We start from the raw sequence: 13,995 nt of genomic DNA, 5'->3' as shown, positions 1-13,995 counted from the left end.
TGGCGCGTACGCGCCCTTTATATCTGTGCTGCTCAGGCGCAGCAGAACGTGTTCATTTCACAGAAAAAAAGTGCCCTTGATCGACCCTCTCACCCTGAAGGCACTGACGTGCCACTCGATTCCTGCCTACGCAGGAATGATGAGGCGAGAGCACGGGGGAATGACATGTCTGCCAGTTAGATTAAGGATGCCGACTGAAAACCCTTTTGCGACAGCCTCTGAAGGCCGAGGTTTCATGCGCAAAATCTGATGAAGCAAAATATGCGCTCAGGCCGGCAGGCGTCGCCGCAGCGTAGCATTTTGACACATAATTCCAGTCAAGCTCAACATCTGAAATAACTCTATAGATCACGAAAACGCGCACGTTTATTGATTTGGCGCAAACTTGAATCGATCAGTAAGCCTACACTGAGACATTCCTGCACACACAGGCGAGGATTCGAATACCGGATCATCCTGCCGACTGCACTTAGCCCCCCGACAAGTATTTTTTCTTTCCAGCTGACTTCAAGCTGACTTCAAGCTAACGCGTCTCATTAAAGCCACGGCGCAACTTTCCGGCATCGACAAATTTTTATGAAAAAATTTGTCGCTTTTACGCAAAAACTAAAGCCTGATACTGATCCTGATGTGACGATCGATCTTCATTTAAAATCATTTAATGTGACGATAAAACATCATAAGATCATTTATGTTACGATTAATCTTCATCAAAAACCTTTGTGACGATTAGTACCTGTACGCTAAGGCCACAAAATGAGTTAATGAATGTGTGAAAAAAATACCTTTATCCATCACGTTCGGAATCCGTATCAGGGCTTTAAGAAAAGCAGCTGGACTGTCACAAGAAACCTTTGCCGACAGTTGTGGATTCGACAGAACCTATATCAGCGGGATTGAGCGCGGCAAGCGTAATCCTTCGTTATCGGCCATAGAAATTCTGGCTGAGGCACTCAATGTCACGGTCGTCAAACTCTTCGATGAGTAGACCGAGGGGCTAAACTAGCGCGGCCGCTTCCCCCTCGGCATTTTCGTCACACTGACCCAAGCTGCTGCGTGCGCCGCTCATGCAGCTCCACATATTTGAGCAAAACCAAGAGCATCGCCCCAAGTAGCATCACGGCTGCGGCCAAATACAAGCCGACGTTGTAGTTGCCCAATTCGGCCGCCAAGGCACCGGTCATTGCCGGGCCGATGATTTGCGCGCTGCCGTAAGATAAAGTCATTTTTCCCATCATCTTGGCAGGCCGAGTAGGATAATAACGGCCGGCCATGGTCAACACCAAGCTGACCATGCCAATGAAGGTGCCACCGAATAACAAGGCACCGATCAGCGCGGCGAGCAAGCCGCCAACCATGACCGGCAGCAAGATTCCCAACACTTGCAGCAGCGCGGCCAAAATCAATGCATTGAGTTCGCCGGTACGTCGCGCGATGAAATCCCAATTGATGCAAGCCGGTGCTGCACCAAGGCCAATGGCCAGAAATACCCAATTACCCTGCCCGGCTAAACCTGGCAAGTGGTTGACGATGGTGACGATGAAGGTAGCGCTGACCACGTAGCCAATGCCGGCGCAAAAATACGCGGCCATGAAAATGCGCAGGTACCAAGGTCCCGGTACTTGATCGAGCATTTTTTCGCCGCTGGTGGTGGTGTCACTGCGATCCGGCGGTGGCAACCAGCGCCACGCCGGTATCAGTAACAGGCAGCCGAGCGCGCTGAAGGCAAACCATTGTTCGCGCCAATCAAACCACGGGCTCATCAGCGCCACGACCGCGGCACTCAAAGCAATGCCGATGCCGATGCCGGCGAAATGAATGCCGAGTTCACTGCGATGATTATGCCGTATCAACCAATTGAGAATCAGGCCGGTGCCGAACAGCATGCCAGCGGCACTGCTGAGGCCAGCCAAGTAACGCGATACACCCCACACCAGCAGATTCGTGCTCACGCCCATCATCACCGTACTCAGCACCGCCAGCACCAAACCAATGCGGTACAAGCGGTCTTTGAGCACCAAGTCGCTGACGAACATCGCCAGCACTGCGCCACTCAGGTAGCCGGCATAATTATAGGCAGCCAGCCAACCGGCAGCAGCCACGCCGAGTCCGGCCTGCTGTTGCATCAGTGGCAGCAGCGGCGTGTACGAGAAGCGCGCGACCCCGAGCACCAGTACCAGACTGAAAATACCGGCACAAAGAACCTTGAAACGTTGTTGCGCCGGATGCATGGGCGCTCCTTTCGGGGTAGACGGTTTAGCTGGCCGCCGGCGTACTTTCGCCAGTAGCAAATTCATAGCAGTTGCGACCACGGCGTTTCGCGGCGTACATGGCGGCATCGGCTTGCATCATTAAAGCATCGATTTCATTCGCTTGCTCGGGAAACATGGCAATGCCTATGCTGGCACCGACCACCACGAACACTTGATCAAGCACGAAAGGGCGCGACAATTCGGCAATCAGTTTTTCGGCGATCAAGACGGCCTTGGCGCGTTCATCACAATCACTCATGAGCAAGACGAACTCATCACCACCAATCCGGCCAATCTGGTCGGCTTCGCGCACCAGATGCTTGAGACGTTGCGCAACTTGGATGAGAAAATTGTCGCCAAGCGCATGGCCATACTGGTCATTGACCGCTTTGAAGCCATCAAGATCGACATACAACAGGGCCAGTTGGCGGTTTTGTCGAAGCGCCAAGGCTATGCTCTGGCGCAACCCATGCATGAAAGCACGCCGATTCGGCAAACCGGTCAGGCTGTCATGATGGGCGAGGTAATGCATCTGCTCTTCAGTTTTGAGTAATTTTGCTGCCAGCAAATTGAAACTCGTTACCATTTCACCTACTTCGTCGTGCCGCCTGACCGGCAAACTCGACAGCGCTCTGCTGCCATCGGCCATGGCGCGCATCTGCCGCGCCGCCGCGCGTAGCGGCGCGAAGGAATAGCCGAGTACCAGAATGAGCGCGATGATGAGAAAAACCGCCGAGACGATGCTGTTGCGTGCGAATACATGCCAAACTCGATCAGAGGCGCTGAGCACTTCGGCGCTCGGCATCTGCGCCACCACCACCCAGCCGGCACTTGGCACAGACACGACGTTTGCCAGCGTTTCTACTCCGTAGGCATTAATGGTCACACCTGCCCCGCGCCAGCCTTGCATTACCTTATCGTGCAACAGATTGCGTCCGTGTAGGGGCAAGGGCTGCAGCCGCAATGCCGGATCACTGGCGGTGACAAAGACTTGATCGCGCGGCGAAATCAGTAAGAAACTACCGGTCTTGCCGATGCCACGCTTGCCGATCAGATCAAGAAAGCCGGGACTATCGATTTCGCTTGCCCCCATCAGCACAGCAATGATATCGCCGCTGCGATTACGCAAGGGCGTACTGAAATTGACCACAGCGCGGTGGACGGTACGGCTGATAGCTGGTTTGCCGATATAAAAAAGGCTACCCGCACGCGCCGCGATAAACCAATCACGCTGACGAAAATCGAGCTCGCGACGTCCGCGAATTTGTGGATAGTCGGATAGCGCACCGACTCCACTCAAGGGCAAAATGACCAAGCCGAGTGAAAACAGGGGTGAAATATCGTGACGCACGGCCAGCCACTGTTCCAATTGCTGCGGATGTTGCAGCAAGGCTGATGGAAAATCAGTCGCCAGCTTGAGCAGCAATTGCCTGCGCACATCGATATTGCCGTTTATATCGTCAGCAACATAGCTGGCCAGCGATAATTGCTGACCAGAAACCACGTCGACCGTACCATCTCTCAGAACTTTAGCGGCCATTTGATAGCGCATGACACTACCAACGACAATGAACAAGATGCCCATCGCAATGAGCCGAAAAGTAATGCCGCGGGTAAGGTGCAGCAGGCGCATGGGTCGCTTACATCATCAGTGGTCAGAGGTGGAGGCAGAACTGAAAAATTGTTGCCGAGAAATAAATTAATTATACTAGCCTGAATTTAACAGAGAATCATCGGCAACAGGAGATTTTGCAAAGAAATAGCTGCAGAACAAGGAACTGCAGCTGTGTCTTTTAAGCACCGATAGGAAACGATGCCGCGTAGGCAGCCGGGTTACTGCCATCCCACACAAGCCCATCAATCAAACGACTGCTGCGCATACTGCTGGCCGGGAGTGCAACCTTGGCCAGACTGGCTGCCTCGCGGTAGAGATCGATGCGATTGACTGTGCTGGCGACATCCAGATAAGCCGGATCGGTCTTGAGCAAACCCCAGCGCTTATGCTGGGTCAGGAACCACATGCCATCCGATAGATAAGGAAAATTGACGGCACCATCGTTGAAAAACTTCATCTCGTTGCGCGCATGGTGAGCGCTATCCGCAGCGCTGGAATTCGGCCCAAGCAGCGCGGCATCGATGACATCGACCGAGGTGTTGAGATAGTCGCTGCCAGCCAAGATCTTGGCCATACGACTGCGATTGGCCGGCGCGGCATCGAGCCAGCGGCTGGCGTCCAGAATCGCGGCGCTCAAGGCGCGCGCCGTATGCGGGCAACGGTCGGCAAACTCTGCGCTGGCACCGAGTACTTTTTCCGGATGATCGGGCCAAATTTGCGCGCTGGTGGCGGCGGTCACACCGATGCCATCGGCGACGGCACGCTGATTCCAGGGCGCGCCGGCACAGTAGCCATCGATCTGGCCCAGTCGTAAATTGGCCACCATTTGTGGCGGAGGTACGGTAATCACCTTGGCATCGGTCTGTGGGTTGACGCCATGGGCGGCCATCCAGTAATGTAGCCACATGGCATGGGTACCACCGGGGAAAGTCTGGGCGAACGTGTAGAGCCGCGGCTCCTGCGCCATGCACTTGGCCAGCCCAGCACCATCTCTGGCACCTTTGGCGGCCAAGCTACTCGATACCGTGATGGCTTGACCATTGTGGTTGAGCGTCATCAGCACGGCCATATCTTTCTGCTGGCCACTGATACCCATGTGTACGCCATACAGCAAACCGTATAAAACCTGCGCGGCGTCGAGTTCACCATTGCACAGTTTGTCGCGCACCGCGGCCCACGACGCTTCGCGGCTGACGACGATCTCAATACCGTATTTTTTATCAAAGCCTAACAAAGAGGCCATCACTACAGAGGCACAATCGGTCAACGGCATGAAGCCGACCCGCACCGTGCGTTGTTCCGGGCGATCCGATCCGGCGACCCAGATACCGGCCCGTGTCGCTGCCTCAGCGGCAGCGCTGACGCCGGTCAACTCGACCACACTATCTTCTGCCGGCGTTTGCGCGGAATTCATCATGTTACTGCTCCAACAAAAAAGTACTGAAAATGCAAGGACTCAGAATAATTCGCACCACTTTAGTGCTGCGCACCAACTCAGTGCAATCAATCCACTCAGCCGAGTAAGTCAGACACATCGAGAATGCGCTGGGCTAATTCGGCCAGTTTCATATTTTTTTCCATCGCTTGGCGGCGCAAGCGCTCAAATGCCTGCTGCTCACTGAGACCGTGGCGTTGCATCAAATAGCCTTTGGCACGTTCGATGGTTTTACGTTCGGCCAATTTGGTTTTGGTATCGGATAATTCATTGCGCAGTTTTTGGTCGGCCACAAAACGTGCCATCGCCACCTCCAGCACCGGCTTCACGCGCGCGCTTTGTAAGCCGGCCACCACATAGGCCGATACCCCGGCCGCCATCGCCGCTGCCAGCTCGGAGGCTTCACCGGCTTCGGTGAATAACACCAGCGGTCGCGGCGCATCGCGCGTGGCCAATACCAAGTCTTCCAGCACATCGCGGGCATCCGATTGGGCATCGATGATGATCATGTCGGGCTGCAGCATGGCAATGCGATCGATCAAATGCATATCGCCGGGAATCGCCGCAAGAATATCGTAACCGGCTTCCAGTAAGCCGCTGCGCAAGGCCTCTGCGCGTGCACGTTGTGCCTCGACGGCGGCACCATCAAGCGGGCGACCATCCGACTGCGCCAGCTCGAGCGTAGTGACGACGACAATTTTCAAGCTCTGCCTGGGTGAGTCGGAATCAGAGGTGGGCGATTTCATGATGGACTCAATGCCGAAAAAAATAAAGGAAATGCAAACTTGCAGTTTTGTAAATTTATCAATGCAAGAATCGATCCAACTTACGCTACGCGTAACAGTGCGACAATTTACCGTATCATGAGGCGCATCTACAGACCCTCGTCTTTCTATGCCAAACCACAGCAGCACACTGCCTCAGCACCGTATCGGTGCGGCCATTCTTGTCACTGGCCTGATTCTGTTCTTGGATGGCAGCGTACTGCTGGCAAACGGCACCCGCCACCTCGGCGTTTGGCTGCCGTTCTGGGGTGGACTGGCGCTCTGCCTGGGATACTGGCAACGGCAGCGTTTAGCGACATGGCGCGCCGCGCGGCGCTGGCATCGTCGCTTGTGGAACTGGGGGGCAGCCGGCCTCATCGCTTGGCTCATCAGTGTCTTGTTATTTTTTATATTCATACAGGGCGCGCATGATCGCACTGAGCACAGCGCGCCGCGCGCCTTGATTGTACTCGGCAGCGGCAGCCCAGAATGCCGCCCATCGGCAACGCTGGCGGCACGTCTGGAATTAGCGCGCCAGCAGGCTATACGCTGGCCACAGGCATGGATCATAGTCAGTGGCGGCCGCGACGATGGTTTGGCCTGCAGTGAGGCCGAAGTGATGGCCGACAGCTTGCGCGCCGCCGGCGTGGCGACTGCGCGGATTATCCTTGAAACCGCGAGCCGCAACACCGCCGAAAACCTCGCTTACAGCAGCCGTTTGCTAGGCGCACGCGGCATCGTCGCGAGCGACACAATCATGTTGGTCAGCAGTGATTTTCATTTGCCGCGCGCCTACTGGATTGCCCAGCAAGCGGGCTGGCACAGCGTCGCAACAGCCGGCGCGCCAACGCCACCAAGCGTGCGCCTCAACGCTTGGCTGCGCGAATACTTCTCTTTCGTCAAAGCCTGTTATTACCACGGCAAATAAGCCGACTGAGCGGCATGGTTTTATGCGGCCGGTCGGCTCTTGTGAAACACCACGGGCGCATACGGCACCGATGAAGGCGGCGCAGCCTGCAGGATGTGCGGCTTCATGGCACCGATGATATGCATTTCGCAGGGCTTGCAATCGAATTTCAAGGTATAGCTTTCCTCACCAGTGACTAAAGTCATCGGTTCAGCCTTGACCTGCCCCTGCACCCCGGTCACACCCTTGGCTTGCTTAGGGCACAGATTGAAAGAAAAACGCAGACAATGCTTGGTGATCATCAGCGACACTTCACCGGCCTCTTCATGCGCCTCATACGCAGCGGCGATCAATTGCACGCCATGTTTTTCATAAAAACTGCGCGCTTTGCTGTTATACACATTGGCCAGATAACTCAAGGTGGTTTCCGGATAAGCGGCCAGTGGCTGCTGCGCCGGCGTGCGCGGCGGCCGTTGCCAAGCCGCTGCGCGGGCAGCTTCATGTGCCGCCACGGCATCGCGACGTAAGGCATTAATCGCTGCGGCCGGCACAAACCATGGCTGACGCAATGACAGGTTGACTTGCACTGCTTCAAACATGGTATTGCCTAGCTTAGCCAAGCTATCACGCAAAGCGGCTTCGGCTTTATCGGCTTGCTGCGCCGGTAGCAAAGTGAGCAGGCTGTGAACTTGTGAAGTGACGCCGTCTTCATCATGCATCGTCAATTGTAAGCCGCTGCCATCGGTATCGCTGAGGGTAAGCCAAACTGGCACCCGTCGTTCCGCCGATTTTTTCGTCAAGCCCTGTTCCCAGCGTTGATCGCGATTGCGATTGATCGACAAGCCGACTTGCAAACCGCTCAGGTCGGCGATTTTTTCATCCGGCGAAATCCGCCAGGTAGTGCCGTTTTCGTTGCTCGACATGCGTTCGACGGTATTGGCATGGATCCCCATGACCTCGCGTTTTTTCATGTAATTAAGCCCATCGCCATTGGCCATGGCTTCATTGGCTTCAATTTCAAACCAATTTGTGGCGATGCGCGTGACATAGCCAAGATGCAGACCGACATATTTCGGCGAATCAAAAGCGCCGATATCTTCCAGCCGGCCATTGGCAAAATAATCGGTATGTCCACGATGGAAATTCTTATCGACATCGGGCGTGAATGCGATGCGACTGACACCGCTGGAAGCACGCGAAAACTCGGGGCGACGGGTGAGAATTTCATCGAGCAAAAGGCGGTAATGCGCCGTGATGTTTTTGACATAGCCCATGTCTTTGTAGCGTCCCTCGATTTTCAAGGACTGCACACCGGCATCGAGCAAGGCTTCCAGATTGCGGCTCTGATCATTATCTTTCATCGACAGCAAATGCTTTTCATACGCCACCACTCTACCGGCACCATCACTGAGGGTATAGGGCAAGCGGCATGCTTGCGAACAATCTCCGCGATTGGCGCTGCGGCCATTATCGGCATGCGAGATATAGCACTGACCGGAAAACGCCACACACAAGGCACCGTGAACGAAATACTCGAGCGGCGTGGCGACGGCGGCATGGATGGCGGCAATCTGTTCTATCGTCAGTTCACGCGCCAACACCAACTGAGAGAAACCGACGGCACCGAGAAATTGCGCCTTATCCACACCGCGGATGTCGCACTGGGTGCTGGCATGTAATTGGATGGGGGGAATATCGAGTTCGAGTATGCCCATATCTTGCACAATTAAGGCATCGACTCCGGCATCGTAAAGCTGATGTATTTGGCGGCGCGCCGGTTCCAATTCCGACTCATGCAAAATGGTATTCATGGTCACAAAGATACGTGCATGATACCGATGCGCGAACTCGACCAAGCCGGCGATATCGCCGAGCTCGTTGCTGGCATTATGCCGCGCACCGAATGATGGCCCGCCGATATACACGGCGTCGGCCCCGTGTAGTATCGCTTCGCGCCCGATTTCGGCATTCTTGGCGGGGGATAAGAGTTCAGTTTGATTGACGAGCAAGCCCATGGCGACTACCGGTGACGAAGTGAGGCGAAATTATAACGAAATCAAAGGCTTATGTCCTGATTGTGCGCCGATTTCTCAGGTTAATGTCGTTCCGGCAACGACATCAGCGTGTTTCCAGCCTTCTCTGCCAGCGATTACGCCCATCGCCTGAGTCTATCAACACAATTGAGCTTGATGAGTAAAATTTTTCTGCTAGACTAGTCAGGTAACTGGTTATTTGAGAAAGCGCAGATGAAAATGATGAATACATGGCCGGTACAAGATGCAAAAGCGCGTTTCAGCGAGCTGCTCGATGTTTGCATTAAAGATGGACCACAAATGGTTTCTCGCCGCGGCATAGAGGCCGCCGTGCTGGTGCCGCTGGCGGAATGGCAGCGTCTGCATCAGGCCGCGCGCCCATCGCTGAAAACACTACTACTGTCGGATATCGATCGTAGCGACTTGCTCATACCAGAGCGTGGTGCCGCGCGCCGTCGCGCCGCCGTTTTACCCTGAGATCAGCCATGTACTTGCTCGACACAAATGTTGTCTCGGAACTGCGCAAACCGAAGCCGCACGGCGCGGTGCTTGCATGGATCAACGGCGTTGCAGAATCCGATTTGTTTCTGTGTGCGATCACCCTGGCGGAAATCCAAGCCGGCATCGAAATAACACGCCAGCAAGATAAGGCTAAGGCGCAAGCCATCGAACACTGGCTTGATCAAGTTGCGTCTGCCTATAATATTCTCCCGCTTGATGGCGAGGTATTGCGAGTATGGGCAAAAATGATGCACCAGCAATCAGACACGCGCTACGAAGACGGCATGATTGCTGCCTGCGCGCGGGTAAACAAATTGACTGTCGTCACGAGAAATATCAGCGATTTCAAAAGTTTTGACGTGGCACTTTCCAATCCTTTTTTGCACCGAAGCGCAGATTAAATCGCAGCGATTTTCCACCTGCCTTTGGCTGATCTCAGTCCTCGCGTGCGAGTCAACTGTCACAACTCAGAACACATTTTTTTCGTACTAAACAGATTTTCTCACCTCCCCGTGAAAAATAGCATGCGGCCTTTACAATGCCGTGTCCCCGATACCGAAAGCCACCATGTTACCCGCTTGTATTTTCGCCCTCACCCTGAGCGCATCGTCGCTTGCCGCGGCCGCCCTGCCGGCCGCCATGCTCGATATTTTGAACCAACAAAACGTGCCGCCCTCATCAGTGGCGGTCGTCGTCATGCGTCCCGGTGCAACTGCACTGATCAGCCAGAATGCCACGCTGAGCATGAGCCCGGCCTCAACCATGAAACTGGTAACGAGTCTGGTCGCGCTGGAACAACTGGGGCCGGCATTTCGCTGGAAGACGCGCATTTTGGCCGATGCTGCGCCACAGAAAGAAATTTTAAAGGGTAATCTGTATCTGCGCGGTGGTGGCGACCCCAATTTGACCGCAGAAAATTTCGCTTCCATGTTGCGCGCGCTGCGCGCTCAGGGTATTCGTAAGATCAGCGGCGATGTCATCCTCGATCGCAGCTATTTCTCACCACAACGCGCCGACCTCAACGCGCCGCAATTTGACCAAAATCCGAATGCTTACTACAACGTCATTCCGGATGCACTGTTAATCAACAGTAATATCAGCGCCATCACGCTCTCGTCGGGCAGCGATAAAATCGACGCCCGCATGCAAACGCCGCTGGATAAAATCCAATTCGACAACCACCTGCATTTCAACGACAAGCCCTGCAGCACGTGGGAAAGCGAATTGCAACCAGCCGTGGCAGACTTACAGCGCAAAGAGCAAATCGCGATCAGCTTGAGCGGTGGCTTTCCACGCCATTGCCAAGTCACCGCCTACTTGAATTTGATCGATAGAAACCAATACATCGCCCACTTGTTGCGCGGCCTGTGGACGGAAATGGGCGGCAGTTGGCAAGGCCGTGTGCGCGACGGTATCACGCCGGACCAGGCCGTGTTGTTACACGAACGCATTTCCGACAGCTTGGCCGACACGGTTCGTATCATCAATAAAAGTTCAGACAATGCCATGGCGCGCATGGTTTATCTCACTCTGGGTGCCGAAAGCTTGTCAAAAATCAGTACAGACAGCGCCGCGGAGGCGGCACTGCGTATCCGTGCTTGGTTTGCTGCGCATCAGATCGATGCCACCGGCTTGGTGCTCGATAATGGTTCCGGGCTCTCGCGCAGTGAGCGCATCAGCGCCACACAATTGGCCGCGCTGCTCGGTGTTGCTGCCGACAGTGATTGGAGTGCCGAATTTGTCAGCAGCCTGCCCATCGTCGCGCTCGATGGCACCATGCGCAAACGCCTCACCGGCAGCGCCGCCGCACAGCGCGGCCGAATTAAAACCGGCACACTCAAAGACAGCACCGCCATCGCTGGCTATGTGCGCGACCAAGACAATCAGACTTGGGTCGTAGTTGCCTTCATCAATCATGACAAGGCCATGGCCGCCAGAGCAGCACTGGACGCGCTGATCGCAGCCGTCGTCGAAGGGAAAACGAATTAATTCTTAAACACTTGTGACGAAAAGTTATCATCCATATCAATTAATTGGCATGCATCAGCAGGCAAACCCAAGCTTTATCGAGTTAAGTGTTGCATTCCGGATGTGCCGCAGGTTTTTCGCCGAAAACCGCGGTACCATCAATTAGCATTGCGCCATAAGAACTATGCGATAAGTTTGCGACCACGGGGACAAGCTCGCGGTCAGATCGTTTACGAGAGACTGAGATGAATGGATTTTTCAAAAGCTGGATCAACAGCATAGTCAGATCGGTCCGTGACAAGTACTTCCTGACCTGGTTTATTCCTTTACTGACCATCGCGCTGGTGTTGACCGCCATCCTGATGGGTATGCTCGGTTATGACAATACTTTTCAAATCGCCCATTTGTATTCTGAAAATTGCCGCAAGCTCAGTGACCTGGAAGCACTGTGCATGCTGCTGGCCATCTTTGTATCCGGATTAAGCTGCATTCTGGCTATCGGCGAACTGATCATTTTTGCCGACAATCGCCGCCATGGTCGCGTGATTTCTTACCTGAGCTTTATCACCACGGTCTGCGCGGCCGTCATTTCACTGACCCTGACTTTCTTGCTGTCGCATGCATGGTGCCGCTGACAGGAGGAAGCAAAGCAGCAATTAAAACGCGGACTCAGCTGCACCCAACTTATCGGCAAGCACGGCAGAGACGCCAAGAAATGCCGGATACTCAGCCATAATGAGAAAGGTCGGAATCTCCCTGAGATAGCTGGCAAAACGCCCTTTTTCCTCAAAGCGCTGGCGAAATGCCGACTCGACAAACAAATGTCCGAGTCGCGCTACGATACCACCACCGATATACACGCCGCCCTTGGCACCGAGTGTCAGCGCCAAGTTGCCAGCCACCGTGCCGAGCATGGCGCAAAAATGTGCCACCGCCTGTGTTGAAAAGAGACAACTGTCATTCAAGGCGTGGCTACTGATCGCTGCCGCCGACAAGGCCTGTGGTGCCGGACTACCGGCAAGCGCCGCAACGGCCTGATACAGCAAGGGCAAGCCTTGGCCGGAAATCAAACGTTCCGCTGAAACATGCGGATGGTAACGCCAAATCCAGCGCAATAAGGCGAGTTCCTCAGCATTGCTGGGCGCAAAGCTGACATGCCCTCCCTCGCTCGCCAGCGGCACCCAATGTTTTCCATAAGGAATAATGCCCGATACGCCGAGGCCAGTACCCGGCCCAAGCAAAGCGATGGCTTTGCCGGCTTGCTCAAGCCCGCCACCTATCTGTACGCGCTCGCTCGCTTGCAGGAATGGCAAAGCCATCGCCAAGGCGGTGAAATCATTCATGAGCAACAGCGTATCGAGCTGCAGACTCAAGCGTAATTGCTCGATCGAAAAAGTCCAGTGATGATTAGTCATGCGGATCAAGTCACCATCGACTGGATTGGCAATCGCGATGGCCGCATGACGTAGCGGCGCGAGGCCAAGTCCACGCACGCTGTCACTGGCCAAATAAGCGGCGATGGCCAAGTGCAGCTCGGCGTAATCGTTGCAAGCGACCACACTGATGGCCGTAAATTGGAAGGGCGCTAACTCCAAGGCGAAACGCGCATTGGTGCCGCCAATATCGGCCAGCAGCCGGGGAGCGAAGGGAGCGTGTGAGCTTAAGTCTGGCAGCAACTTGTCACCTTGGTGGTCGGTTTATGGAAGAACAATGGCTGGGAAGACAGTGCTCGAATATTTTATGTAATAATACTACATCGCTTAATTAAAAAGTCGACCAAGCCTGTGTTTTATGCGCTAAAATTCGGATGAATCAAATATTTCAACGGAAATAACTATATTTTCGTAGAAAATAAAAATATACTGCATGTAGTTGAGCTACTTAAAACATGGATCAACAGATGAATCAGGAAACGACCGTGACGACAAGGCACTTCTCGCAGCGCGATATCCTATGCAGCACGCCCCCGCCTTCGCTACTCTGCAATATGGGAAAAATTTGGCGTTGCGCAGGAAGGGCATTATCTTCAGGAGGATCGCGGCCCGAATATTTTTAACAGAAAAATATGAATTCCTGATGAAATCAGCGCAGATGAAAACTGTACAAAAACAGGCTATCGTTATTACAAAATATATGCGAAATTTTCACTGAAAAAATTGAGTTTTCGCAACAACAGCGGTTATGATAAGCGCCTTCGTATTCTTAGATTGAGGAGACAAACGGAATGGATTTTTCAGATCGCCAGCAAGAGCCGGGCAAGAAGTTTCTTGGCTTGGGGCTGGTTATAGTTTTTCACATCGTGTTGGTGTATGCGCTCGTCAATGGCTTGGGTACCAAGCTCGTCGAGATCATCCAAAAACCATTGGAAGCCAAGTTGGTGGAGGAAATAAAACCACCACCGCCGCCGCCCGATGTGCCGCCGCCGCCGCCGCCGAAACTGTTGGCACCGCCACCACCGTTCATTCCGCCACCGGAAGTGCAGGTGCAGCCGCAAGTTCAGCCGCAAAATACGATTGCTGC

13 protein-coding genes and 1 pseudogene are annotated in these 13,995 nt (G+C 54.2%); 8 read left to right on the top strand and 6 right to left on the bottom strand.

Features of this window, described 5'->3' with window-relative positions:
- Positions 1–772 precede the first annotated feature (772 nt).
- Positions 773–988, top strand: coding sequence for a helix-turn-helix transcriptional regulator (locus QN359_RS15340; RefSeq protein ID WP_322249457.1), 216 nt, complete (start codon positions 773–775; stop codon positions 986–988).
- 46 nt (positions 989–1,034) lie between these two features.
- Here QN359_RS15340 and QN359_RS15335 read toward each other — a convergent pair whose 3' ends face one another.
- The 4 genes from QN359_RS15335 to QN359_RS15320 all read right to left on the bottom strand — a co-directional run bounded on the left by QN359_RS15335 (position 1,035) and on the right by QN359_RS15320 (position 6,048).
- Positions 1,035–2,231: a YbfB/YjiJ family MFS transporter gene (locus tag QN359_RS15335; protein ID WP_322249458.1), complete on the bottom strand. Its 1,197-nt coding sequence runs from the start codon at positions 2,229–2,231 to the stop codon at positions 1,035–1,037.
- A 25-nt stretch (positions 2,232–2,256) separates the two neighbouring features.
- On the bottom strand, positions 2,257–3,885 hold the full coding sequence (locus tag QN359_RS15330) for a sensor domain-containing diguanylate cyclase (RefSeq protein WP_322249459.1): 1,629 nt from the start codon (positions 3,883–3,885) through the stop codon (positions 2,257–2,259).
- A 160-nt stretch (positions 3,886–4,045) separates the two neighbouring features.
- Complete coding sequence (locus tag QN359_RS15325; protein ID WP_322249460.1) at positions 4,046–5,284, bottom strand: CmpA/NrtA family ABC transporter substrate-binding protein; 1,239 nt, start codon at positions 5,282–5,284, stop codon at positions 4,046–4,048.
- Between the two features lie 95 nt (positions 5,285–5,379).
- On the bottom strand, positions 5,380–6,048 hold the full coding sequence (locus tag QN359_RS15320; RefSeq protein WP_322249461.1) for an ANTAR domain-containing response regulator: 669 nt from the start codon (positions 6,046–6,048) through the stop codon (positions 5,380–5,382).
- Between the two features lie 148 nt (positions 6,049–6,196).
- On the opposite strand from QN359_RS15320, the gene QN359_RS15315 reads away from it, so the two are divergent.
- Complete coding sequence (locus QN359_RS15315; protein ID WP_322249462.1) at positions 6,197–6,994, top strand: YdcF family protein; 798 nt, start codon at positions 6,197–6,199, stop codon at positions 6,992–6,994.
- Between the two features lie 20 nt (positions 6,995–7,014).
- Here the strand turns inward: QN359_RS15315 and QN359_RS15310 are convergent, their stop codons facing one another.
- On the bottom strand, positions 7,015–8,988 hold the full coding sequence (locus QN359_RS15310) for a U32 family peptidase (RefSeq protein WP_322249463.1): 1,974 nt from the start codon (positions 8,986–8,988) through the stop codon (positions 7,015–7,017).
- Positions 8,989–9,225: 237 nt separating this feature from the next.
- Here QN359_RS15310 and QN359_RS15305 point away from each other — a divergent pair, with 237 nt between their 5' ends.
- The 4 genes from QN359_RS15305 (at position 9,226) to QN359_RS15290 (ending at position 12,110) form a co-directional block, all read left to right on the top strand.
- Entirely contained in the window at positions 9,226–9,483 is a 258-nt protein-coding gene (locus tag QN359_RS15305) for a type II toxin-antitoxin system Phd/YefM family antitoxin (protein WP_416200207.1), read from the top strand.
- Between the two features lie 8 nt (positions 9,484–9,491).
- On the top strand, positions 9,492–9,908 hold the full coding sequence (locus QN359_RS15300; RefSeq protein ID WP_322249464.1) for a type II toxin-antitoxin system VapC family toxin: 417 nt from the start codon (positions 9,492–9,494) through the stop codon (positions 9,906–9,908).
- Between the two features lie 166 nt (positions 9,909–10,074).
- Positions 10,075–11,496 (top strand): D-alanyl-D-alanine carboxypeptidase/D-alanyl-D-alanine-endopeptidase, encoded by a 1,422-nt coding sequence (gene dacB, locus QN359_RS15295; RefSeq protein WP_322249465.1) that lies wholly within the window; start codon positions 10,075–10,077, stop codon positions 11,494–11,496.
- Between the two features lie 224 nt (positions 11,497–11,720).
- Positions 11,721–12,110 carry a hypothetical protein gene (locus QN359_RS15290; RefSeq protein WP_322249466.1) on the top strand — a complete coding sequence of 130 codons (390 nt, stop codon included), beginning with the start codon at positions 11,721–11,723 and terminating at the stop codon, positions 12,108–12,110.
- A gap of 21 nt (positions 12,111–12,131) precedes the next feature.
- On the opposite strand, the gene QN359_RS15285 is transcribed toward QN359_RS15290, so the two are convergent.
- Positions 12,132–13,151: a glucokinase gene (locus QN359_RS15285; RefSeq protein WP_322249467.1), complete on the bottom strand. Its 1,020-nt coding sequence runs from the start codon at positions 13,149–13,151 to the stop codon at positions 12,132–12,134.
- A gap of 196 nt (positions 13,152–13,347) precedes the next feature.
- Between QN359_RS15285 and QN359_RS15280 the strand changes: the two genes are divergently transcribed.
- Together QN359_RS15280 and QN359_RS15275 are read left to right on the top strand one after the other, a co-directional pair.
- Entirely contained in the window at positions 13,348–13,626 is a 279-nt protein-coding gene (locus QN359_RS15280; RefSeq protein WP_322249468.1) for a hypothetical protein, read from the top strand.
- A 73-nt stretch (positions 13,627–13,699) separates the two neighbouring features.
- Positions 13,700–13,995, top strand: a pseudogene (locus QN359_RS15275) (energy transducer TonB); the annotation flags it as partial.

The sequence above is a fragment of the Undibacterium sp. 5I2 genome (assembly GCF_035019605.1).
Lineage (GTDB): Bacteria > Pseudomonadota > Gammaproteobacteria > Burkholderiales > Burkholderiaceae_D > Undibacterium.
This window is presented reverse-complemented; position numbering and strand designations above follow the sequence as displayed.